The organism is Acinetobacter endophylla (assembly GCF_053543775.1).
Genome location: NZ_JBLVOM010000029.1, coordinates 50,563 through 72,814, shown reverse-complemented (window position 1 = coordinate 72,814; position 22,252 = coordinate 50,563). Strand labels below are relative to the sequence as shown.

Genomic DNA, 22,252 nt, shown 5'->3' with positions numbered 1-22,252 from the left:
TCTAAAGTACTTAAACTGCTTTTAAATTTTGCATCTTTAAAAGATTGGTAGCGGGAGCTGGATTTGAACCAACGACCTTCGGGTTATGAGCCCGACGAGCTACCAGACTGCTCCATCCCGCAACAACATGCAAATTAAATTTCTCAACTTAAAACCTGTTTAAGCTGCCTCTTGAAAGTTTGCGTCTTCTAAAAGGATTGATTGGTAGCGGGAGCTGGATTTGAACCAACGACCTTCGGGTTATGAGCCCGACGAGCTACCAGACTGCTCCATCCCGCATCAACAGAAGTTTTTTCAGCTGCATACACCAACTTAAATTTCTGGATTATAAGTTGGTGCGGAAGGGGGGACTTGAACCCCCACGCCCGAAAGCACTACCACCTCAAGGTAGCGTGTCTACCAATTCCACCACCACCGCAGCTGTGACGCATTCTAGTCGTATCACTGAAAAAAAGAAAGGATTAATTAAAACTATTCGGTCGTTTCTGGTGCAGTTGGTGAAGTTTTATTCGATTGTACAGGTGTGGTCGGCGCAGACTGAACCGATCCCAAACTATAGGCATTCGAGGTTTGTTGCTTGGCTAAAATCGCCAAAGTCAGACTGGTTACGAAAAACAGTGCAGTAAAAATTGCAGTCAAACGGGTCATGAAATTACCCGAACCCGATGCTCCAAATACTGTCGCTGCACCACCACCGCCGAAAGAGGCACCAGCATCTGCACCTTTACCATGCTGAACCAAAATCAAGACAATCATCAAAACAGCTAAGATAATATGTACTACCAGCACAAAAGTTTGCATGCTCAACTCCTAATTATTGTGTATTTGCAAATGCATGAGCAATTTTATGGAACGACTCAGCATTGAGTGATGCACCACCGACCAATGCCCCATTGATATCTGGGCAGGCTGCTAACTCTACTGCATTTTCCGGCTTGACACTACCACCATATAGAATCGCCATACTCTCGCCATAGCCCGTAATCTGGCTTAAACCTTGACGGATTTGTGCATGCATGGCCTGTGCATCTTCAGGAGAAGCTGTTTTACCGGTTCCAATTGCCCAGATCGGTTCATAAGCAATCACGATATTTTTCCATTGTTCGGCTTCAACCACAGCAGCGATATCACAAATTTGTTGCAATACTACAGTTTCTGCCTGCCCTGCTTCACGTTGTTCCAGGCTTTCACCGACACAATAAATTACCGTCAAACCAGCACTTAAAGCATTTTTGATTTTAGCATTTAAAATATCAGTATTTTCCGCAAATATTTCACGGCGCTCAGAATGACCTACCAGTACATACTGGATTTGGCTGTCTGCGAGTAATTCAGCACTGACTTCACCGGTATAGGCACCCGTTCCTGAAATACGTGAAACATCTTGTGCTACAGTATAAATCGGACGAACCGCAGATGACAGCTCTGCCTGAATCTGACTTAAGGCAATGGCAATCGGTGCCACACCTAAATAACATCGATCTTCGGCAATTGGCGCAGTTTCCAGCAAATTCTTAATACCACGCACCAAGCTCAATGCCTCTGCCTGCACCGGATTCATTTTCCAGTTACCTATCACCCAAGGGGTAATCGTCGAAACCGACATAATTAACCTATTTCATTTACATATTTTGAATTGGGCACATTCTACACGGAATTGGAAAATTAAAAGAATAGTTTTCTTATCACTCATTCTCGGTTTAGACTATCCAAAATGGTTATTTTTTGTTATCACTTAAAAAAATGGGGACTTCTTCTAACCAGTTCATGCTTTTACTGGAGATGAGGAAGCTAGCGGCACTCTTGGCTATGGTATTTTTACGTAACAAACGTATAATTTTAGTATAGCAATTAAAAGAATTTGATGAGTAGGCATTTATAGCATGACAGCATTACAGGGGTCGCCAAGATTTACCGGATTTATTCGTCGTTTGGTCGAGGAAGGCGTCATCTCAGCTGAAGATATGCGCAGTGCGTTGACGCATGCCAAACAAGAAAAAGTCGATATTGTGGCTGAGTTAATTAACCAGCAGCAGCTTTCTCCGACCGTCATTGCTGAAACGATTTCAGTGGAATTTGGCGAACCGTTGTTTGATATCAGTGCCTATGATCCTGCCCAAATTTTGCGCGATGCGATTGATGAAAAGCTGATTACCAAGCATCGCATCCTGCCGATTTTTAAAAATTCCAGTATTTTATATGTTGCAACCAGCAACCCGACCAACATCGAAGCGATTGATGCAGTCCGTTTTTCGACTAAACTCAATATTGAAACCATTATTGTTGAACACAATAAACTTGAAAAACTGATCGAGCAGAATTTTACCGAAGAAAGTACCTTTGAGTTTAATGAAGATTTCGATCTGGATGTCGATATCGACACCTCAGATCCAAATAAAGAAGATGAAGAAAGCAATAAAGGTGATGAAGCACCAATTGTCAAATATATTAATAAATTGCTGATTGATGCGATCCGTATGGGCGCTTCAGATCTACACTTTGAACCTTATGAAAAAATCTATCGGGTACGTTACCGGGTCGATGGTGTTCTACGTCAGATTGCAACCCCGCCCTTACAGCTGGCAAACCGCCTGTCTTCGCGTCTTAAGGTTATGTCGCAAATGGACATTTCGGAAAAGCGTGTACCGCAAGATGGTCGTATTAAGTTAAAACTTTCTAAGAATAAAGCCATTGATTTCCGTGTTAACTCTCTCCCTACCCTGTTTGGTGAGAAACTGGTACTGCGTATTCTAGATCCCTCCAGCGCGATGCTGGGGATTGATGCTCTGGGCTATGAACCGGAACAAAAAGAACTGTTTATGCAGGCGCTGGACAAACCGCAAGGGATGTTGCTAATCACCGGCCCGACAGGTTCCGGTAAAACCGTTTCACTGTATACCGGTCTGAATATCTTAAACCGTGAAGATACCAATATTTCGACAGCGGAAGATCCGGTCGAGATTAACTTGCAAGGGATTAATCAGGTTAACGTCAACAATAAAGTTGGCCTAACCTTCTCTGCCGCACTGAAGTCATTCTTACGTCAAGACCCGGATATCGTCATGGTCGGTGAGATCCGGGATCTGGAAACTGCCGAGATTGCGATTAAAGCGGCGCAGACTGGTCATATGGTGATGTCGACGCTGCATACCAATAGTGCGCCTGAGACCTTGACCCGTTTACGTAATATGGGGGTACCTTCTTTTAACATTGCCACCTCGGTGAATCTAGTTATTGCACAACGACTGGCACGTCGCTTGTGTTCGCAATGCAAGAAACCTGCCGATATTCCACAACAGAGCTTATTAGAAATGGGCTTTACCGAAACGGACCTGCAGCAACCTGAGTTCCAAATTTATGAACCGGTGGGCTGCAATGAATGTCGCGAAGGCTATAAGGGTCGTGTGGGTATTTATGAAGTTATGAAAGTAACACCCGAAATTTCCAGAATTATTATGGAGGACGGCAATGCACTTGAAATTGCCGATGCTTCCGCACGTGCAGGTTTTAACAATTTACGCCGGTCAGGTTTAATCAAGGTGATGCAGGGGGTGACTTCTTTACAGGAAGTCAATCGTGTCACCAGCGAATGATCGGGCGCTGATCTAAAATAAGGATAAAGGTATGGCAGCAGTAAAGAAAGGCCAGATGATGCCGATCTTCAGCTATGAAGGAATTGATCGTAAAGGGGCAAAGATCAAGGGGGAATTGCCAGCAAAAAATATGGCTTTGGCCAAGGTCACCCTTCGAAAACAAGGTATCAGCATCAAGACCATTCGGGAAAAGAAAAAAAATATTCTCGAAGGCTTAATGAAAAAACGTGTCAGCACACTGGATATCACCATTTTTACCCGACAATTGGCGACCATGATGAAAGCCGGGGTACCACTGGTACAAGGCTTTGAAATTGTCGCAGAAGGTCTGGAAAATCCGGCGATGCGTGAAGTTGTACTAGGAATTAAAGGTGAGGTTGAAGGCGGTAATACTTTTGCCGGAGCACTGCGCAAATATCCACAATATTTCGACAACCTATTCTGTTCGCTGGTCGAGTCAGGTGAACAGTCCGGTGCGCTGGAAACCATGCTGGATCGTGTCGCGATCTATAAAGAAAAAAGCGAACTACTCAAGCAAAAAATCAAAAAAGCCATGAAGTATCCGGCTGCAGTAGTCGTAGTTGCATTAATTGTGACCATTATTCTGATGGTGAAAGTGGTCCCGGTTTTCCAGGATTTATTCTCTTCATTTGGCGCGGATCTGCCGGCTTTTACCAAAATGGTGGTGAATATGTCGGAATGGATGCAAAAGTACTGGTTCCTGCTGATTATTGCCATTGGAGCTGTGATTACGGCTTTTCTGGAAGCCAAAAAACGTAGTAAAAAATTCCGCGATTTTCTGGATAAAGCTGCCTTGAAAGCGCCGATTTTTGGTGATCTGGTTTATAAAGCGATTATCGCACGTTATAGCCGTACCCTGGCCACCACCTTCGCAGCTGGTGTCCCTCTGATTGACGCGCTGGAATCTACCGCGGGTGCCACCAATAACGTGGTCTATGAAGATGCCGTCATGAAAATCCGTGAAGATGTTGCCACTGGCCAGCAATTACAGTTTGCCATGCGCGTGACCAACAAGTTCCCGTCTATGGCAGTGCAAATGGTCGCCATTGGCGAAGAATCAGGTGCACTGGATGCCATGCTGGACAAAGTCGCGACACATTATGAAAATGAAGTCGACAATGCTGTAGATGGCCTCACCTCTATGATGGAGCCGTTGATTATGGCAGTCTTGGGTGTACTCGTCGGCGGCCTGGTCATTGCCATGTACCTTCCAATCTTCCAAATGGGTTCTGTGGTTTAATGCAAGATCTTATTCAGTATTTCAGTCAAAACCCGACCGCGCTATATATCGCAGTTGGGCTTTTTAGTTTATGTATCGGTAGTTTCCTGAATGTAGTGATCTACCGGACCCCCAAGATGATGGAACAGGAATGGCGTCACGATTGCCAGCTGTTCCTGCATCCTGAACAGCCGATTATTGATGAAAGCAAATTAAGTTTAAGCAAACCGGCTTCAACTTGTCCCAAGTGTCATCAAACGATCCGCTGGTACCAGAATATTCCAGTCATCAGCTGGCTGCTCTTGCGTGGCAAGTGTGGCAACTGCCAGAATCCGATCAGTATCCGCTATCCATTTATTGAGCTTCTGACCGCGGCCTGTGCACTGATGGTTGTAGCAGTATTTGGTGCAACGCTGCAAATGCTGTTTGGCCTGATCCTGACTTATGTACTGATTGCACTAACCTTTATTGATTTTGATACCCAGTTATTACCGGACCGTTATACCCTGCCCCTGGCTGCACTAGGTCTGGGCGTAAATAGTTATGCACTCTATACCTCCCCAAGCTCTGCCATCTGGGGCTACATCATTGGCTTTTTATGTTTATGGATAGTGTATTACCTGTTTAAAATCATCACCGGTAAAGAAGGTATGGGCTATGGCGATTTTAAACTGCTTGCGGCTTTGGGCGCCTGGATGGGTCCATTATTATTGCCTTTAATTGTGCTGCTGTCTTCTCTGGTAGGTGCGATTATTGGCATCATTCTGCTAAAAGTTCGCAAGGAAAATCAGCCTTTTGCTTTTGGTCCTTATATTGCGATTGCCGGCTGGATTGCTTTTCTTTGGGGTGAACAAATTATGAAAGTGTATTTAGGTCAATAAATTGAAATTTGTACTCGGTTTAACTGGTGGGATTGGCAGTGGCAAGTCTGCTGCCAGTCACTGGTTTGAAGCACAAGGGATCACGGTAGTCGATGCCGATGTGGTAGCACGTGAAGTGGTCGAACTTGGGCAGCCTGCACTTACCCAGATTCAGCAGGCTTTTGGCGATTGGGTACTGCTTGCCGATGGCTCACTGAATCGGCGTGCCTTGCGTGAATATATCTTCCAGTCTCCTGAAGCACGCAAGACCCTGGAAAGTATTACCCATCCGGCAATTCGTACTTCCATTATCCAGCAACTACATGCTGCGCAAAGTCCTTATGCCATTCTGGTTTCACCACTTTTATTTGAAACCAATCAGCACGAACTCACTCAGCATACCTTACTGATTGACGCCACCATCGAACTGCAAATTGAGCGGGCCTCACAACGTGACGGCCAGAATATCGAACAAATTCGCAATATCATTGCCGCACAAATGTCCCGCGAACAGAAGCAGGCCATGGCCGATGATATTGTCCTAAATGATGGTCATCTGGATCACCTCTATGCTCATCTCAGACCATTACATCAAAAATATTTAAACATGGCAGCCAGCTGAAGCATAAAAAAGCAGTCTGATTAAGACTGCTTTTTTTGTTCTGCTAATTTTCGGCTTAGACTGTCCTGGTGCTGTAACCAGCGCCACGGCTGTAAGGCCCCAACTGCCATACCCATCAGGCCACACACCATGGCCAGACTTAAAGTTTCATTTAATAAAGGTACAGCCAGAATTGCCGCAATAAAAGGTGCAAGATTGGTAATACTGCCTGCCTTAAATGCACCAAGACGCTTGATGGCTTCTACATAGCTTAAAGTAGCAATAATCACCACAAATATGCCGTGAAAAATGGTCTGAAACAGTAAATGCTTGGGTTCAGGCACATTCAGGTTTTTCGGTAAAAATAGCAGATAAATCGGCACATATATCACTGCCGACCAGATCGCGACACCACACATTGCCTGCCATGCAGTTAGCTGATATTTACGCAATAAAACGGTAAAAATCGCCCAAAGTATGGCACTGATAAAAAACAGCCCATCCCCTGCCCCAAAGGCCACACCAGTTTCCCGATACATCAGCATACTCATGAGACACAGTACTACGATCATAATGATCAGGCTGGCCCAGGTATGTTTATCAAAAGCCTGCCCCATCAGAAAAAAAGCCATGATCGCGGTACAGATCGGAATACAGCCATTCAAGAAAATTGCAGCATGGGCAGTAGGTGCATAGTGAAAAGCACTATAGGCAAACAGGCAGTAAATCACTCCGCCAATCATCGCTAAAATAAAAGGCTCTTTTTTCAGTAAAAAAGCGGCCTCTTTACGATAAAGCAAGATCGGCATCAGAATCAGGAATGCCAGAGAAAAACGCAAGGCCACGATATCCCAGGCACTGATCTGCCAAAGCGCATTCAGGCGGGCTGTTAAAGTAAAACCGCCCCAGATGCACATGGTAACAACTAAAAAAACATAGCCTTGGGTACGGTCTGACAATGCCATCATCAATCAAAGGTTACGCTGACGGCAGGCTTCATACAGTGCCATACCTGTAGCCACACTGACATTCAGACTTTGCAGATTACCTGCCATCGGAATATACACGGTCTGATCACATTGGCTTTGCGTAATTGGACGTAGGCCGGTATCTTCCGCGCCCATCACTACACAAACCCCGGTACCGGTAAAATCAAAATTCTGAATCGGCAGCGCTTTTTCATCTAGCATGGTACCGACAACACGAACATTAAAATCTTCTTTGATTTGACCCAAAGTACGCGCCAGATTGGTCACCTGAATGAATTTGACTTTGTCCGCACCACCTGCAGCCACTTTACGTGCTGTCGGAGTTAGAGTGGCTGAACGATCACGTGGTGCAATCACTGCCTCAACGCCCATTGCAGCGGCCGTACGGATACAGGCACCAAGATTATGCGGATCGGTAATATGATCGAGGGCCAATAACAACGCTTGAGGGTTTGCGCTCAAGAGGGATTCAAGATCTTTTTCATTCAGGGTTGGATGAGCACGAACTGCGGCTACGACCCCCTGATGAAAGGGTTGGCCAGCCAATTTTTCCAGTTTGTCACGGCTGGCTTGCTGCACACTGATCCCAAACGGTTCAGCCAGTTCCAGTATACGCTTTAAACGCTGATCATCGCGTCCTTTGAGAGTGAATAATGTCAAGACACGTTCAGGCTCAAGCTCTAACAATGACTCCACTGAATGTACGCCATAAAAATATTCAGGTTTTGCCATGAACGACCTCTAGATTAGTTATATGCAAAAGAAAAATCCCGTAAAGCTGACTTCACAGGATTTCTATAGCTGATTAGTTTAACCGATTCGCACTGAAATTTCTTGCCCGGTTTGCACTGATCTTGAATCTGGACTTAACCTTCAAAATGGCAGACATAGTCCAGCACATCATCGGTTTCAATTTTAAAACGGCTATTGCCCGGCACATAGAAAGACTGTCCCGCACGGAACAACTCACTTTCTTCGCTATCGCCAATCTGAACACGGCATTCACCTGAAACAATTTCCATGCGCTCAGGAACATGTGTTTCAAAGGTCAAGGCATTTTCTGATGGCAGAATGACACCCAAAGTTTTTTTGGTCCCGTCTTCAAATTGTACAATGTGGCTAATACACAACCCGCCGAAATATACATTAGATTTTTTAAGTACCGATACATGATCAAACTGAGCTGACATGCGATTTCTCCAGATAAAGCATTTTGTAATATTTTGATTGCTGTAGTTTAAATGTGCACCCTCAACTAATCAATCGAAGTTTGTCGGCGTCGATCAAATATTCTGTAGCGCTGAACCCCTTCTATTTACAGCATGTTTTGGCCTGTATTTTGCTGATAGATAAACTTAAGTTTCGATCTGCACGCGCTCTTTTAAAAACAGGCTCAATTGAGTCTTTAATTTAAAGATTGGGGATGTCAAAAATATGAAAATCAGCAGTGAATTAACATACTTCTGAGTCAGCTTCTTGCGAAAATACAGTGAAATAAGCATATATGAATCGTTAAAATTTAAGATAGAATGAAATTGATTCGTCCTGATTTATAATAATCACAGCCATGTTGTGACCCAAATCCAACATCAGGCTATTTCAATCAAACTTTTCGCAGCCCGGATGCGTTTATGCTGACACATTTAACTCTGATCAATTTTGCTTTAGCCGAGCATCTTGCTATTGATATTGATAAAGGTTTTAACGTTTTAACCGGTGAAACCGGTGCAGGTAAATCCCTGTTACTGGATGCATTGTCTGCCTGTCTGGGTGAGCGAACCGATACCAATTATGTGCGTTATGGTACGGAAAAGGCGGATGTCACCGCCAGCTTCAGCTATCAGGAACACAGTCCTGAAGCAGCCTGGTTGAAAGAGCATGAGCTGGATGATGAATCAGGTGAAATTCATTTACGCCGGGTGATTTTTGCCACCGGCCGTAGTAAGGCCTGGATCAATGGACGTCCGAGCAGCCTGTCTGAACTGAAAGAAATTGGGCGTTTACTGGTACAACTCTATAGCCAGCATAGTCAGCAACAATTATTAGAACCACCTTATCCGAAGCACTGGCTGGATCGTTATTATCATTTTTATGCGCCGGCTCAAGCAGTACGTGATGCGTATAGCACTTGGCAGAAAAATATTCGTCAGCATCAGGCAGCGCTAGATGCACAAGCGACCCGTAAGCAACGCATGGAAACCTTGGAACTGCAGCTAGAAGAACTGGAAGACATTGTTCAGACGGATTATCAGGAGATTGAACAGGAATTTGACCGGCTTTCCCATCATGAAGCGATCATGCAGGACTGTGTCTATAGCCTGAATAGTCTGGATGAAGGCGAACAGAATATTTCCCAAGAACTGGCTTCCATTCTACGTCGCATGGAATCACATGCCGGTCGTAGCGAACAGCTTTCCGGAATTTACACCTCCCTGCTGAATGCCCAAAGCGAACTTGAAGATGCAGCAGCGAATTTACGCCAGTTTATGGATCGGCAGAGTTTTGATCCGGAACGCATGGAAGTACTAAATTCGACTTTAGAAATCTTCCATCGTCTGGCACGTAAATATCGTACCCAGCCAGAATTACTCAAAGAAGAATATGAAGCCTGGCAAACCGAATTAGAACAGCTGCATCAACTGGAAGATCCGGAAACACTCGCTGAGCAGGTAGCAGTGTCTTATCAGGAGTTTCTGGATAAAGCCCAACATCTGGATCAGATTCGCCGTGAAGCCGCAGCACCGTTGGCCAAGCAGCTCACTGAGCAGGTCAAACAACTGGCATTGCCTGAAGCACATTTTGAGTTCAAGTTTGAGCCTTTGGAGCATCCCTCTAGTGAAGGTCTCAGCTTTATTCAATTGCTGTTTACTGCCAATAAAGGCATTCCGGCACAGCCTTTGGCCCGGGTTGCATCAGGCGGTGAACTCTCGCGTATTGCGCTAGTGATGCAAGTCATGAATGCGGAAAAAACCGAAGCTGAAGTGCTGGTCTTTGATGAAATTGATGTCGGGATTAGTGGTGGTACCGCAGAGATTGTCGGGCGTTTACTGGCCGATCTGGCCCAGCATGTACAGATTCTGTGTATTACCCATCAGGCACAAGTGGCAGCACAATCTGATCAGCATCTACTGGTAAAAAAACAGCAGACTGATCCTGCCAGCAGCACAATCATTGACCTTGAGGAAAATGAAATTATTCAGGAGCTTGCAAGAATGACAGGCGGTGTAGAGATTAGTGAAACCACCTTGCAACATGCCCGCCAGTTACGTCAGCTGAAATTTCAGCAGGCTTGAGCTACTTGTAAAGCGACACATAAAAAATCCCTGCATTTAGGTCAGAGATTCTTTATGTGTTAAAAATCATTCGAACTAATATTAACTTACCATTTTACAGGTTGATCGCTTGAACCTGGCGTCATTTCATAGCCCGGTGATGAATCATAAGATTGACCAGTCTGCGACTGTACAGGCTGTAATTTTAAGCCCTGTAAAATTTCCGGGTTTAAGCCCTGAGCAATTTTATCCGCCGTACTGTCATTTAAACTATTGGTCAGAATATTCTGTGTCATTAAATTAGACAGAGTTCGATTGAAAGTGCCCGCTGCTACCACTTTACTGGTATTGGCTTCAATGACACGCCAGCTTAAACGCACTTGTTCAGCGCCGGCATTCAAACCATACATTTGCTGATGGCTGGCACTAGACAGATCATTAATTCGTCCCACCAGTAAATAGTCTGCTCCAACTTTCTGACCGATACGCGCCAGCTCATGCGGTGCACCATCCCAATACAGGAATGCATTTTCAGACTGCATTTCATCCAGATAATGACGATCTACCACACTCAACTGTCCGCTTTGAGCCAGATAATTTCCTAAAGTATCGGATAATTCCTGACTAAACTCATAGGCAGATGTGTCATTGGCCAGTCGGTTATTTTTCTCGGCCATCTGGAATGGCAATACTGCAATCCTGCGCAAATGCTGGTCTTGTACAGTCGATTCAAACTTCACCACATGTGCGCGAACTTTGGCACGGTAATTATTTTTTGCACCCGTCACACTCAGCACCTGAAACTTGGTCACTGAACCTGAACCTTGATTTGCCACACTAAAAACTGGTGAAACTTTACCGTTATAACTCCAGCCCTGATTATTCACCGATACAGAAACAGTCTCTTCATAATTCATTTGGGAAGAAACTGAAGCACCATTTACCGATTGCACAGCAATTAATAAGGCTTCAGAAATCGCCTGGTGTTGAGTTGGACCACTTCCACTGGCTTCTTTAACCACTTCTTTAATGGCTGCAAAGGCCGGAGCGCTCAACAATCCAGACAACAGGCCTGCAAGTAATATTTTTTTCATATTATATTCTTCTACAGTCACTGTGCCAAAAGCACAGTGACCTTCATTGAAATTACAGACCAAAAGTCGAGCGTTTGCCTGCCTTACGGATTTCTTTCTCGCCAGTCCACTCTACGATACCAGTTTGCAGGTTTTGCAATTTAAAAGTGAACTTGTAATACACATCACTCTTGCCACCGGCATTCTTCACAATACTCGACAAGTTGCCATTTAGCATAAATTCGGCACCAATATGACCACCGGCACGTACTGCTGTTGACTGGTTCACCATACCGCTTTGCTTTTGATAAGCTAGCTGCTGTGCCACCGCATTCACCGATTTCATATCAACAAAACGAAATTTTCCAGAATTGATTAGTTTGTTCTGAATACTGTCAGTAATCGATTCGGTATCGATATGTTCCTGGGTTTTGTTATGAATCCGATCAAGGACAATGACCGGACGGCGGTTTTGGGTCATTTGCACCACTGGCGGGAACATCAACATGTCATCCACCATTTTGGCTGCAATCATTTGCAAGTCAGTTGAACCAAAGTCTGTGGTTAAGGTTTCGACTGCTTGGGCATCACCATAACTTACTGAACCAGTAGAGGCACAGCCACTAAGCAGTGTCGTAGTTGCCAATGCGGCGAAAATCAATTTTGCGTTCATTTCAAGTCTCTCTTATTTTTTCAAATACACAACAACATCAACAGCAGATGGATTTGGCGCCAAGGACTGCACACCTTTGGTTTCACGTCCGGTTAACTGGATCGGCTTCCAGATGGCACCTTCAGGATTAACTTCCACACCTTGTGCATCCACCCAAACAATCTTGTAGCTAAAATCTTTATTGTTAAAACGGCGGTTTTTGATCGCGATTGAAGCACGCTTTAAATCACCAACCAAGCTCATATTCACACGTTCCACAAAGACTTCCGTAGTTAATACCGGATTATTGGTAATGGTGCGGATACTCATTTCATTATTGGCATTGGTTTGGGTAGATAAGGCATTCGGTGCGGTACAACCCACCATGAACAGCGCCCCTAAACCAAGTACAGCAAAGCTAAATTGACGTTTCATATTGTTCCCTTATTTATGATTAATGTGGAATGGTGCTTACACTAGCCGTAATTTTGTCATTAACATGATGGGCATAGACAAACACTGTTTGATTGGCTTTCACATCTAGGGTGACCGGAGAGCTAGATACACTCCCGCTAGAAAGTTGTAAATTATGTTTGCCCGGCGTTAAATTTAAGCGCGCAATCTGGGCATTACTCGGCAAGGTACTCCAGCCACGCAAGTCAGCACGCTCAGTCGCCATATTTAAGACGTTACCGGCAAGTTGACCAAACACACCAAACTGGTTACCAAGTTCTTTTTGTGCGGCATATTTTGCAGTGGCGCGCAGCACCTGACTGCTCACATTCGCCATAATTTTTTCTTTGAGGTCCTTGACGGCCAAAGCACCAATATCACTAATCACATAACTGTCTTGTAAAGCTTTATTATTGACTTTCACTTTCAGGCTAGTTGGTATCACATAGGTACTTGGTTCATAGGTCGCAAAAGCAATATTGATTAAACCGCCCGGTGTAGGGACATCAATTTTATTTTCCACCTTTTGCGGTACAATTCCCTGTTCGATAAATACAATCACCGGAACACTACCCTTCTTATGCTGTGTGACCAGTTGATCCAGACGTTTCACGTCTTCGGAAATTTGCTTATCTGGTTGTAACTCATAAGCTTTCTTATAATCAACCAAGGCATCATTGTATTCACCCAAGGTTTCCCATAAATTGGCTGCCATATAAAAAGCGTAGGCATTCTGATAGCTGTTCTTAATCTTGCCGGCTATGGGGTCCAGACCGACAAAAGCTTCATCCAGCACACTTAGATTCTTCTCTGCTTCCGTGTTTTTAGCTACTTTGTCTTTTTTCTTTTCTAGTTCTTTTTGGTGCAACAATTCGATTTCACGCTGGAGGCCCTGAGCCACGCGCATTTCTACCGCAGCAGCTTCCAGATCCTTTAAGAAAATATAGTTTTTAGCTTGGGAAATATGCGCCAGCACCTGCTCATGTGCTGGTACCAGATAAGGCACTACAGAGTCATTGCTGACCATGGCAAGAGCCTTAAACCCCATTCGGGACACACTAATTTTGGCCCGATTTTTTTGTTTTTCTAACAGCGTAAAGGCTTGCTTATAATAATCTCGGCTTTCTTCATATTGATGGTTAACTTGTAATAAGCGGGCTTGTTCAAGTAAATATAAAACTCCATCCTTTGAATCAGCTTTGTCCTTAAACTGAGTAATGAGGTTTTCAGATAAAGCGCTATTCAAATGACTACGGAAAAAACTACCTTCTTCATTATAACTACTAAATACTGCTGCCTGTGAAGTGACCGACACAGAAAATAGCGCAGAAATTAAAGTCCCTTTTAAAATATGATGCATAACAACCCCATTAAAAAAATAAATTAAAGATGAAAATTTCTGCATTCTACGAACAAAGCAATATCGTTTCAATATGTATATTTTGTATAATAATTGAAATATTCTGTACAATATATCGCAAATTTATTACATAAATAAACAAATATTATAGTTTGTTATCTAACATTGACCATTTTTTAATCACTAGAAACTATGTATCGAAATATAGTTAGAGCTTAATTAATGAGCTGAGATTGTAATAACTTGCCTTTAGTTTTCAGATAAATTCTATTTAAAAGCCAGAAACTATATATAGTCTACTTTTAACCATGAATGATCTATTGTTATTATTTAATTCATTCCACCACAATATATTTAATATTTTTTATTAAAATTTAAGTAAGTTTTTACTCGGTTTATCTGGCTGTTTTAGCATAAATAAAAAACGCTTAAAACTACCTCCCATCATTTAAATAAAATCACTGAAGGTCTTTTTAAAAGGAATTTTAAAACCGGCCTTAACCTGTTCATGCCTGATTTACCCCATATCCAAGTTGTCAGCCTAAGCATTTTATGGGATAACTAGCAGGAAGAAAGCCGCTGTTTGAGTGATTACAATTAGGCCCGTAGGCCATGCTTCACTTTTTCAGACTGCATAGCATACTGACTTTGGGAGAACTGCTCAGGTGACCAAACAGTTTCTGACACATCGTTGTCTGATTGCACCACCGCATGCGAATGATGATTTTTTTGCACAGACGGTCATTTATCTCGCGCGTCATGATGAAGATGGTGCCCAAGGCATCATTATCAATCGACCTGCCGGCATTCAAATTAAAGAATTGCTGAATGATCTTGATATTGAAGCAGACAATGTCAATCCGCATGAAGTATTACAAGGCGGCCCTTTACGCCCTGAGGCCGGTTTTGTCTTGCATACTGGTCAGCCGACCTGGCATTCCTCCATCGCCGTAGGTGAAAATGTCTGCATTACCACTTCCAAAGATATTCTGGATGCCATTGCGCATAATGAAGGGGTCGGTCGCTATCAGATTGCCCTCGGTTATGCCAGTTGGGGCAAACACCAGCTGGAACAGGAAATTGCCCGTGGTGACTGGCTGATTTGTGATTCCGATATGGATCTGATTTTTAACCTCCCTTATAACGACCGTTGGGACGCTGCCTATAAAAAAATGGGTGTAGACCGCAACTGGTTATCTTCCGAGATTGGACATGCCTGATGTAAACGTGCCACAAACCATTATGGCGTTTGATTTTGGTACACAAAAAATGGGAATGTCAGTTGGACAATCCCTGATTGCAAGTGCCAATCCCCTGCCCTTATTTCCCATGAAAGATGGTATCCCCAACTGGGATGAACTGCTCAAAATCGTGAAAAGCCATCAACCGAATTTATTTCTGGTCGGTTTGCCATTGAACATGGATGATAGTGAATCCGAGCTGTCGACACGGGCGCGAAAATTTGCCCGCCGTTTACGTCATCAGACCAATATTGAAACCTGGATGGTAGATGAACGTCTGACCACCCGTGAAGCACGCGATGAGCTGGATCATTATCAGGCTCAAGGTCGCGGCAAAAAACTCTCTGCCGACAGCATTGCGGCTGCCTTGTTGATTGAAAGCTGGTATCGTCATCCTGCCGGGATCACGCCTTAATCTGTTTTGAAAATTTTTTAAATCAGCATCCGTCAGGGTGCTTTTTTATGCTCCAAAATGCTTCTTAAGGATAAAAATAACGAAAAGTCAGGTTAATTCTTGGTGTTAAAACTTTGCTGGTTTTGCTGATACTGTGCTTCCAGTGTTGCTGTGTCGCGCCACGCATCACAATTAATTGCCCACTATGTAACAGCACATCGACTTTATCACTGCGAATTTTATGCTTAAAGCTCATTTTGCGGGTGGCTCCCAGACTCAGAGAAGCGATGACATTTTCCCGAGAAGTACCTGTATATAAAGCCGGCTCATCATCACTATGCCAACCCAAGCCTTGCGAACCATCTTCATACAAATTGGCCAGACAGGAATTAAAGGGATGACCGACCAGAATTTCAATATGCTGCTTTAAACGGAATAATCCGGGTGTCCATACCTGAGCTTGTTTGAGCGTACCAGAATAACGATACTGATAATGTTCATCGCCATACCAGACCACCTGGCGACCTGTGACATGGTGCTTGCCAAATAAATGCACTTCATCATGTTGCCAGGCCAGCTGACTGAGAAAATGCTGTAGATACTGCTGGCTTTGTTCCTGATCCAAAATCAGGCCATAATCTTCTACTACCCCATCAAAAGGTAATACATTGGCTTGCGGCTGGGGTGCAAATAAATCGAGCGTCATATCAATCAGATCCAGTATCCACATGAAAATACTGACATTCGACCTAAAAGATTACAACTGCTCTTCACAAATGACTACAACATTTATGCTTGTGGCTTGCCTAATTCCTGCCTAGACTGAATTCAATTTTCACAATAAAAATAATCCTTTTATGAACTTATGGCAGCTGTTTCAGAAACTTCGTCCCTTTGTTCAGCCTTATCGGTTGCTGGTGATTGCCACGCTGATTCTGACCCTGATCGGTTCATTCACCGCACAGGTCAATGCCATTACCTTGCAATATGCAGTCGACAGCATCAATTCGCTACTCGAAACCGGTCAAGGACTGGAGCAAGGCTGGCATATTCTGATCACGATTTCGGCGATTTTGCTTGGCAAAGAAATTATCAATGCCTTTGTCCAGTTCGGGCAGAAGTTCTATGGAGAGAAACTGCGGATTTTTGTCTCTCAGGATCTGGCCCAAGGGATTATTGAAAAGTTTTTAAAATATCGTCTGGAATTTTTTAATCAGGAAAATAACCAGGCCGGTAAATTACAGACCCGGATTGACCGTGGTATTGGTTCACTGACCCGTCTCGTTCAGATCTTCTTTATTGATATTTTACCGTTATTTACCAGTGCCATTGTGGCTTTGGGGTTAATGTATTATGCCAATGTTTATGTCGGTCTGGTCGCGACTGCCATTGTCCCGATCTATTTCTGGTTGACCTATAAACAGGCGCAAAAGCTGGGGGGCTGGCGCCGCAGTCTTCGCGATGGTCGGGAGAAAAAGAGTCAGGGCATTCTCAGCATCATCAACTCGATTACCGTAATCAAATCCTTTAACCGCGAATCGATTGAATCGGAAAAGCAGCTCGGTTTACAGCGTGAACTGACCGACAATCAGATGAAAACCCGCCAGACCAGTTTCCTATTTGATGGCCTGAAAACTTTTCTGGAACAGATCGGGATTGTACTCATCATTATTCTAACCTCCTACTTTGTGCTGGATGGCCAGATGAGTATTGGCATGATCATGTTTCATGTGTTGCTATTTAATAATGTCTCTGCCCCAATCCGATCCCTGCACCGGATTTATGATGAAGTAAATGACGCCATGATCTATTCAGAAAGCTTTTTCAAGATTCTGGAAGCAGATGATGAAATTGAACAAAGCGGTCAGCAGAAACCGATTGTCCAAGGAAAATTTGAACTGAGTGGCGTGAATTTTTATTATCCAAACGGCCACCATGCCCTGAAAGATATTGATATGGAAATTCGTCCCAATAAAATTACCGCCTTGGTGGGCTTATCGGGTGCCGGAAAATCCACCCTGATCAGTTTGCTGGATAAATTTTATGAACCACAGCAAGGCCAGATCAAACTGGATGGCATTGACCTGAAAGATTATGACACCCAATATCTACGCGATCATATTGGTCTGGTCTTGCAAAAAAACCATATTTTTCAGGGCACCATCTTTGACAATATCCGCTACGGCAAAACTACTGCCTCAATGGAGGATGTAATTGAAGCGGCAGAAAAAGCCTCGATTCATGAGCAGATTTTACAGTTACCGGATGGCTATGACAGCGATGCCTTGATGCTGTCTGGCGGCCAGCAGCAACGGATTGCCTTGGCACGGATGTTCCTGAAAAATCCACCAATCATTTTTCTGGATGAACCGACGGCGAGTCTGGATGCAATTGCCACGGAACAGATCAAACAAAGTCTGGACCAGATCAAGCAAGGCCGTACCGTGATCATCATTTCGCATAGCCTGTCGCAGATTATTGATGCAGATTATACCTATGTGATGAAAGAAGGAACGATTGCTGAACATGGTGAACACGATCAGCTTTATCATCAGCAAGGCGTATATAAGGAAATCTTTGATGCGATGGCCAAGAGCCTAAATATTGAAAAAATTGCCAAAACTTTTGAAGATGATGCTGAGGAAGAAACTCATAGTTAGCTTTTCTATCCCAATAAAAAACCTCCGAGCTGGAGGTTTTTTTATTTAAGTCTGGAACGTTTAACGCTGAACTTTCTGTTCAATTTCTTCAACGCTGGTATGACGCACATCAAAACCTTTGACCATATAGATCACCTGTTCCGAAATATTCCGGGCATGATCGCCAATTCTTTCGAGTGAACGCAGCACCCATAATACATTGATGACACGACTGATATGCCGCGGATCTTCAATCATATAAGTCATAAGCGTACGTGTGGCTGATTGATACTCACGGTCAATATCCGCATCTGCCAACATGACCTTCAAAGCTTGATCTACATCCAGACGCGCAAAAGCATCCAGTGCATCATGAATCATCACCCGCACCTGGTTGCCAATATGCCGGGTTTCCATATAACCGCGCGGTGAGCCGCCCTCTTCACATAAGCTTTGTGCAATTCGGCCTATTTTCGAGGCTTCATCGCCGATCCGTTCCAGATCGGTATTGGCCTTGGACATGGCAAGCACCATACGTAAATCAATCGCGGCAGGATGACGGCGCGCCAGAATCAGGGTCAGCGCTTCATCAATATCTCGTTCCATCTGATTGACGACATTATCTTGAAACTGCACATCTACTGCCATTGAGACATCTGTGTCCAATAGGGCATGAATGGCATTAGCTACCTGCTGTTCTACCAGTCCGCCCATCGTCATGAATTTGGTATTTACGTCCTGCAGTTCTTCATTAAATTGCGAAGAAATGTGATGACTTAATACAGGATTATTTGGACACAAGGAAAGCTACTCCTGAACGATAGAGGACAATGATCAATAATAAATCATATTAAAGCATATCTATGATGAAAGTTTGATGACAATAGTAGCCTCATAGAGGCTGAGGCGAATCATATTCAATCAGCCAGGCATTCAGCTCTGCCAGTTCCTTTTCGGTTAACTGCCCGACCGAGGCCTGCAATTGCAGCACATGCAACAGATAATCATATTTGGCATTCAAATAATCGGTCTTGGCAGAAAAGGCATTACGCTGTGCCAGCAACACATCGACCATGGTTTTTAAGCCTTCCTGATATTGGGCTCTGGACGCTTGTGAGACAATTTCCGAAGAGTCCATCGCGGCTTTACGTGCATTCAGTTTGGCCTGATCGGTTTCTACCTGCATAAAGGACTGTTTCACATCGGTATTGGCTTTACGGATGGCTGCATCCAGTTGCGCTTCACTTTTTTGCACATTAACGCCGGCCTGACGGATACTTTTTTGCGTGCGTCCACCGCTAAATACATTCCAGTTCACCTCCACCCCAATCTGGTCGAAATCTCCATTGCTGGACATGATCGTAGCCGGACTTTGCTTTAAATAGCCATAGGTTCCGACCGCTTCGACCTGCGGATAGAGCGCAGCCTGTTCGACCCGTTTGGCATCTTCAGAATAGCGCTTTTGCAGACGCGCTTGCAGAATATTCAGATTTTGGCTTTGTGCTAATTCGGTCCAGGACTGCATATCACTTGGAACCGGTTTCTGGAACTGGAAATCGTTGCGTAATACCGCCAGATTTTCCTGATAAGGGCCGATTAACTGTGCCAGCTGTTCTTGGGCCAGTACCAGCTGAACTTGAGTCGAAATCCGGTTGGCTTGGGCACTTTGATACTGGGCATTAGCTTCACTGACCTCACTACGCGCCACCAAACCTTCTTTCAGCTTAGCATTCATCATGCGTAACTGTTCAGACAGCGCCTGCTCTTCCTGTAAATAAGCCGTAGTCAAAGACTGCTGCCGCAAGACATTAAAATAGGCTTCGGCCACCTGTAAAATATGCTGCTGTTTTTGCAGACGCAGATTGACTTCACTGAGTTCGACCGAGGTCTTGACCTGCTTATAACCTTGCCAGGCATCCCAGCGAAATAAAGGTTGGCGTGCGGTTAAGGCCACCTGACGGCTGGTTGTACTGGAACTTTGCAACTCACCAAATTCAGCAGGCAAACCTTCAGACTCTGAGTTGTTGACGGACTGGTTTTTACGGGTCACACTTCCAGATAAAGTCACGGTCGGCAGCAAATTTCCGCCTGCAATCCCCAGATTGAGCTGATCAGATTGGTACTGCAACACATTCGCCTGCCAATTTGGATCATTTTGCTGGGCGCGTGCATACGCTTCTTGTAAATCCAGGGCAAAAATCGCCGGACTAATTAATAGCAATAAACCGGCCATGACACTGAGTTTTAATTTCATTTTATAGTGTTAACCCCTAACAGCCATTCAGATCAAAAAATTCTGGCGCTTTAAGCTAAGCCATACTAAAGAGATCTCTCGAATTTTTACGTATGATTTTTATTAACTTTTTAATATAACTATCGCGTTTTATTCACGATTAATTCAATTTTCAAGATCTCTGTCTGCAATGTAACAAAGCAATTCACAATACTAAACATAGTATTTTAATTTGATCTATACAATATACCTCCCAGTAAGGCCGTTATTTTCTGAATTCACCTATACAGAGTCCTGAAGCACAGTGTTAATGCCATTCCCGTCGATATTCAAAGCCTGTTTCATTGCCGGCAGTTTGCTGTTTCTGGGAGGCTGTCAGCAGCCCTCAGAATCACAGCTCCAGATTGAACAGCCTGAAGCGAGTCAAGCCCAAAGTCCAGTCAATGACTTCAGCCTCATGTGCCAGAATATTGAAAAAAACATGTCCCAGATTAATGACCAGCGTACGACTTTTGCGCTGGAACAGATTAATCAGGATCTTAAAGTGTGCCTGCCCTTAATGGAACTGGCAGAGCAGAAAAATCTGATGTTGCGCTCTACTGAAATGTATCAGCGCTTTTTAAAGGTGGATCGCACCGAATTTCAGCAACGCGCCTTTGAGCAGTATGCACTGGAAATGGCCCAGCATCCGACCATTCAGCACGCGCATTTTCAACAGCTCACCTCACGTGACCAGTATCTGTTAAAACACAAGGGGCAGGCTTATGTAGAACTGCTGGATCTGGGAGATGGCACTTTACATTATCGCCGCAGTCCGGAATATCTAGCGCGTATTTTTGCTCCTTATTTACCGGCCGCTGAAAAAGCCTTTATTGAAAATCTGGCGGAACAGAATATGGAACCAGTACTGGTGGAAAAACGCCTGCAGATTGAAGCCGCTGATATTGCAGCCCGCAGCCTGCTTTGGGAAGATTATCTCAAGACTTATCCCAATAGCAGCTATAAAAGAGATGCCGAATATCTGCTGAAGCAATATACCTATTTCCTGTTTAGAGGTACCGAGCAATCACCGGTGTCTGAAGATTATCGCGATCGTTATGCTGTCGATACCAGTCATCTGGAAACTATTATTGGGCTGTCGAGCGGCCAGAAATCCATGCTGTCCACACAGGCACGCCTGTTTCTGGAATTTCTGGACATGACTCCGGAACAGCGCCAGCAAGCCTTGCCTGCTGATTATAGAAACCGTTCGGAAGCAGAACAGATTCTGTACTATGCCCAGATCAGTCCGCCCTCACAAAAATACGATAAAGACTGTTTTACCGATGCCATCTGCATCTAGTTCATCAGTGATAGAGTCAGTTCATTTGACAAGGTCTGAATCACTCCTTGCTTAAAGTTGAGAGATTTAAACCTGTTTATTCTGCCTAAACTGAGCTAAGCTTTAGCCTCGCTTGACGGAGCGCGAGTAAATCCTCGCTGAGATCATGTGATTCCTTTTGTCGTTATCAGGAATTGAGCATGAGTACCGTTGAACCTGATCAGGTTAATACCTGCGTAGGAATCAAGCCAGCTAAAAACTCAACCCTTGCTTTATCTGTTCAGGATAAATCTGCCTACGTTTTTGGTCGTGCTTGATTCGTTGATGTCAT

General features: G+C 44.1%; 21 protein-coding genes, 3 tRNA genes and 1 riboswitch. Of the genes, 9 read left to right on the top strand and 15 right to left on the bottom strand.

Translation table 11 applies throughout. From position 1 onward, the window contains the following. Positions 1–45: 45 nt before the first annotated feature. The 5 genes from ACNPNW_RS03775 to tpiA form a co-directional block, all read right to left on the bottom strand. A tRNA-Met gene (locus ACNPNW_RS03775) sits at positions 46–122 on the bottom strand. 80 nt (positions 123–202) lie between these two features. After that, positions 203–279, bottom strand: a tRNA-Met gene (locus ACNPNW_RS03770). A gap of 54 nt (positions 280–333) precedes the next feature. Next, positions 334–418: transfer RNA gene (locus ACNPNW_RS03765), tRNA-Leu, on the bottom strand. 53 nt (positions 419–471) lie between these two features. Further along, complete coding sequence (gene secG / locus ACNPNW_RS03760; RefSeq protein WP_420937887.1) at positions 472–801, bottom strand: preprotein translocase subunit SecG; 330 nt, start codon at positions 799–801, stop codon at positions 472–474. A 13-nt stretch (positions 802–814) separates the two neighbouring features. Continuing rightward, complete coding sequence (gene tpiA / locus ACNPNW_RS03755) at positions 815–1,606, bottom strand: triose-phosphate isomerase (protein WP_420937886.1); 792 nt, start codon at positions 1,604–1,606, stop codon at positions 815–817. Between the two features lie 277 nt (positions 1,607–1,883). Between tpiA and pilB the strand changes: the two genes are divergently transcribed. From pilB to coaE, 4 genes are read left to right on the top strand one after another with little or no spacing between them, the layout of a single operon-like run. After that, positions 1,884–3,593 carry a type IV-A pilus assembly ATPase PilB gene (gene pilB / locus ACNPNW_RS03750; protein WP_448766544.1) on the top strand — a complete coding sequence of 570 codons (1,710 nt, stop codon included), beginning with the start codon at positions 1,884–1,886 and terminating at the stop codon, positions 3,591–3,593. Between the two features lie 31 nt (positions 3,594–3,624). Beyond that, positions 3,625–4,854: a type II secretion system F family protein gene (locus ACNPNW_RS03745; protein WP_222110693.1), complete on the top strand. Its 1,230-nt coding sequence runs from the start codon at positions 3,625–3,627 to the stop codon at positions 4,852–4,854. After that, positions 4,854–5,714, top strand: coding sequence for a prepilin peptidase (locus ACNPNW_RS03740; protein WP_448766543.1), 861 nt, complete (start codon positions 4,854–4,856; stop codon positions 5,712–5,714). Before ACNPNW_RS03745 ends, ACNPNW_RS03740 begins: the two co-directional genes overlap by 1 nt. Position 5,715: 1 nt before the next feature. Continuing rightward, positions 5,716–6,315: a dephospho-CoA kinase gene (coaE, locus tag ACNPNW_RS03735; protein WP_222110691.1), complete on the top strand. Its 600-nt coding sequence runs from the start codon at positions 5,716–5,718 to the stop codon at positions 6,313–6,315. Positions 6,316–6,335: 20 nt separating this feature from the next. Here the strand turns inward: coaE and ACNPNW_RS03730 are convergent, their stop codons facing one another. The 3 genes from ACNPNW_RS03730 to ppnP all read right to left on the bottom strand — a co-directional run bounded on the left by ACNPNW_RS03730 (position 6,336) and on the right by ppnP (position 8,473). Next, positions 6,336–7,259, bottom strand: a complete 924-nt coding sequence (locus tag ACNPNW_RS03730) for a DMT family transporter (RefSeq protein WP_409515651.1) — start codon at positions 7,257–7,259, stop codon at positions 6,336–6,338. Positions 7,260–7,265: 6 nt separating this feature from the next. Then, the gene (rlmB, locus tag ACNPNW_RS03725) at positions 7,266–8,015 is read right to left on the bottom strand and encodes a 23S rRNA (guanosine(2251)-2'-O)-methyltransferase RlmB (RefSeq protein WP_441297994.1); all 750 of its coding nucleotides are present in this window, start codon (positions 8,013–8,015) and stop codon (positions 7,266–7,268) included. 134 nt (positions 8,016–8,149) lie between these two features. Next, on the bottom strand, positions 8,150–8,473 hold the full coding sequence (gene ppnP, locus ACNPNW_RS03720) for a pyrimidine/purine nucleoside phosphorylase (RefSeq protein WP_004281089.1): 324 nt from the start codon (positions 8,471–8,473) through the stop codon (positions 8,150–8,152). Between the two features lie 441 nt (positions 8,474–8,914). On the opposite strand from ppnP, the gene recN reads away from it, so the two are divergent. After that, positions 8,915–10,576, top strand: coding sequence for a DNA repair protein RecN (recN, locus tag ACNPNW_RS03715; RefSeq protein WP_180076075.1), 1,662 nt, complete (start codon positions 8,915–8,917; stop codon positions 10,574–10,576). A gap of 86 nt (positions 10,577–10,662) precedes the next feature. Here recN and ACNPNW_RS03710 read toward each other — a convergent pair whose 3' ends face one another. The 4 genes from ACNPNW_RS03710 to ACNPNW_RS03695 are packed head-to-tail and all read right to left on the bottom strand — an operon-like array spanning position 10,663 to position 14,093. Beyond that, positions 10,663–11,649, bottom strand: coding sequence for a CsgG/HfaB family protein (locus ACNPNW_RS03710; protein WP_005108477.1), 987 nt, complete (start codon positions 11,647–11,649; stop codon positions 10,663–10,665). A gap of 52 nt (positions 11,650–11,701) precedes the next feature. After that, a complete protein-coding gene (gene lpoB / locus ACNPNW_RS03705; RefSeq protein WP_005108476.1) occupies positions 11,702–12,301 on the bottom strand; it encodes a penicillin-binding protein activator LpoB in 600 nt (199 codons plus the stop codon). Positions 12,302–12,313: 12 nt separating this feature from the next. Then, complete coding sequence (locus ACNPNW_RS03700; RefSeq protein ID WP_005248406.1) at positions 12,314–12,715, bottom strand: YcfL family putative periplasmic lipoprotein; 402 nt, start codon at positions 12,713–12,715, stop codon at positions 12,314–12,316. A gap of 19 nt (positions 12,716–12,734) precedes the next feature. Beyond that, on the bottom strand, positions 12,735–14,093 hold the full coding sequence (locus tag ACNPNW_RS03695) for a COG3014 family protein (protein ID WP_034438391.1): 1,359 nt from the start codon (positions 14,091–14,093) through the stop codon (positions 12,735–12,737). A 665-nt stretch (positions 14,094–14,758) separates the two neighbouring features. Here ACNPNW_RS03695 and ACNPNW_RS03690 point away from each other — a divergent pair. Together ACNPNW_RS03690 and ruvX are read left to right on the top strand one after the other, a co-directional pair. After that, entirely contained in the window at positions 14,759–15,313 is a 555-nt protein-coding gene (locus ACNPNW_RS03690) for a YqgE/AlgH family protein (protein ID WP_004281085.1), read from the top strand. After that, the gene (gene ruvX, locus ACNPNW_RS03685; protein WP_148334353.1) at positions 15,306–15,749 is read left to right on the top strand and encodes a Holliday junction resolvase RuvX; all 444 of its coding nucleotides are present in this window, start codon (positions 15,306–15,308) and stop codon (positions 15,747–15,749) included. Before ACNPNW_RS03690 ends, ruvX begins: the two co-directional genes overlap by 8 nt. A gap of 64 nt (positions 15,750–15,813) precedes the next feature. Here the strand turns inward: ruvX and ACNPNW_RS03680 are convergent, their stop codons facing one another. After that, positions 15,814–16,434 (bottom strand): alpha-ketoglutarate-dependent dioxygenase AlkB family protein, encoded by a 621-nt coding sequence (locus ACNPNW_RS03680; RefSeq protein WP_195725481.1) that lies wholly within the window; start codon positions 16,432–16,434, stop codon positions 15,814–15,816. A 151-nt stretch (positions 16,435–16,585) separates the two neighbouring features. Here ACNPNW_RS03680 and ACNPNW_RS03675 point away from each other — a divergent pair, with 151 nt between their 5' ends. After that, entirely contained in the window at positions 16,586–18,388 is a 1,803-nt protein-coding gene (locus tag ACNPNW_RS03675) for an ABC transporter ATP-binding protein (RefSeq protein WP_253138221.1), read from the top strand. 60 nt (positions 18,389–18,448) lie between these two features. Here the strand turns inward: ACNPNW_RS03675 and phoU are convergent, their stop codons facing one another. Together phoU and abuO are read right to left on the bottom strand one after the other, a co-directional pair. Continuing rightward, positions 18,449–19,168 (bottom strand): phosphate signaling complex protein PhoU, encoded by a 720-nt coding sequence (gene phoU, locus ACNPNW_RS03670; protein ID WP_005108465.1) that lies wholly within the window; start codon positions 19,166–19,168, stop codon positions 18,449–18,451. Positions 19,169–19,259: 91 nt separating this feature from the next. Next, positions 19,260–20,621 carry a multidrug efflux outer membrane protein AbuO gene (abuO, locus tag ACNPNW_RS03665; protein WP_180037282.1) on the bottom strand — a complete coding sequence of 454 codons (1,362 nt, stop codon included), beginning with the start codon at positions 20,619–20,621 and terminating at the stop codon, positions 19,260–19,262. A gap of 289 nt (positions 20,622–20,910) precedes the next feature. On the opposite strand from abuO, the gene ACNPNW_RS03660 reads away from it, so the two are divergent. Then, the gene (locus ACNPNW_RS03660; RefSeq protein ID WP_180037283.1) at positions 20,911–21,942 is read left to right on the top strand and encodes a hypothetical protein; all 1,032 of its coding nucleotides are present in this window, start codon (positions 20,911–20,913) and stop codon (positions 21,940–21,942) included. A 106-nt stretch (positions 21,943–22,048) separates the two neighbouring features. Beyond that, positions 22,049–22,181, top strand: a riboswitch (TPP riboswitch). Positions 22,182–22,252 lie beyond the last annotated feature (71 nt).

Coding starts and splice junctions, on each gene's coding strand:
- rlmB (WP_441297994.1), bottom strand. CDS start 8,015: ATGGCAAAACCTGAATATTTTTATGGCGTACATTCAGTGGAGTCATTG.
- ACNPNW_RS03700 (WP_005248406.1), bottom strand. CDS start 12,715: ATGAAACGTCAATTTAGCTTTGCTGTACTTGGTTTAGGGGCGCTGTTC.
- recN (WP_180076075.1), top strand. CDS start 8,915: ATGCTGACACATTTAACTCTGATCAATTTTGCTTTAGCCGAGCATCTT.
- ACNPNW_RS03675 (WP_253138221.1), top strand. CDS start 16,586: ATGAACTTATGGCAGCTGTTTCAGAAACTTCGTCCCTTTGTTCAGCCT.
- ACNPNW_RS03740 (WP_448766543.1), top strand. CDS start 4,854: ATGCAAGATCTTATTCAGTATTTCAGTCAAAACCCGACCGCGCTATAT.
- pilB (WP_448766544.1), top strand. CDS start 1,884: ATGACAGCATTACAGGGGTCGCCAAGATTTACCGGATTTATTCGTCGT.
- ppnP (WP_004281089.1), bottom strand. CDS start 8,473: ATGTCAGCTCAGTTTGATCATGTATCGGTACTTAAAAAATCTAATGTA.
- ACNPNW_RS03695 (WP_034438391.1), bottom strand. CDS start 14,093: ATGCATCATATTTTAAAAGGGACTTTAATTTCTGCGCTATTTTCTGTG.
- ACNPNW_RS03745 (WP_222110693.1), top strand. CDS start 3,625: ATGGCAGCAGTAAAGAAAGGCCAGATGATGCCGATCTTCAGCTATGAA.
- ACNPNW_RS03660 (WP_180037283.1), top strand. CDS start 20,911: ATGCCATTCCCGTCGATATTCAAAGCCTGTTTCATTGCCGGCAGTTTG.
- ACNPNW_RS03680 (WP_195725481.1), bottom strand. CDS start 16,434: ATGACGCTCGATTTATTTGCACCCCAGCCGCAAGCCAATGTATTACCT.
- abuO (WP_180037282.1), bottom strand. CDS start 20,621: ATGAAATTAAAACTCAGTGTCATGGCCGGTTTATTGCTATTAATTAGT.
- tpiA (WP_420937886.1), bottom strand. CDS start 1,606: ATGTCGGTTTCGACGATTACCCCTTGGGTGATAGGTAACTGGAAAATG.
- lpoB (WP_005108476.1), bottom strand. CDS start 12,301: ATGAACGCAAAATTGATTTTCGCCGCATTGGCAACTACGACACTGCTT.
- ACNPNW_RS03710 (WP_005108477.1), bottom strand. CDS start 11,649: ATGAAAAAAATATTACTTGCAGGCCTGTTGTCTGGATTGTTGAGCGCT.
- ACNPNW_RS03730 (WP_409515651.1), bottom strand. CDS start 7,259: ATGGCATTGTCAGACCGTACCCAAGGCTATGTTTTTTTAGTTGTTACC.
- secG (WP_420937887.1), bottom strand. CDS start 801: ATGCAAACTTTTGTGCTGGTAGTACATATTATCTTAGCTGTTTTGATG.
- ruvX (WP_148334353.1), top strand. CDS start 15,306: ATGCCTGATGTAAACGTGCCACAAACCATTATGGCGTTTGATTTTGGT.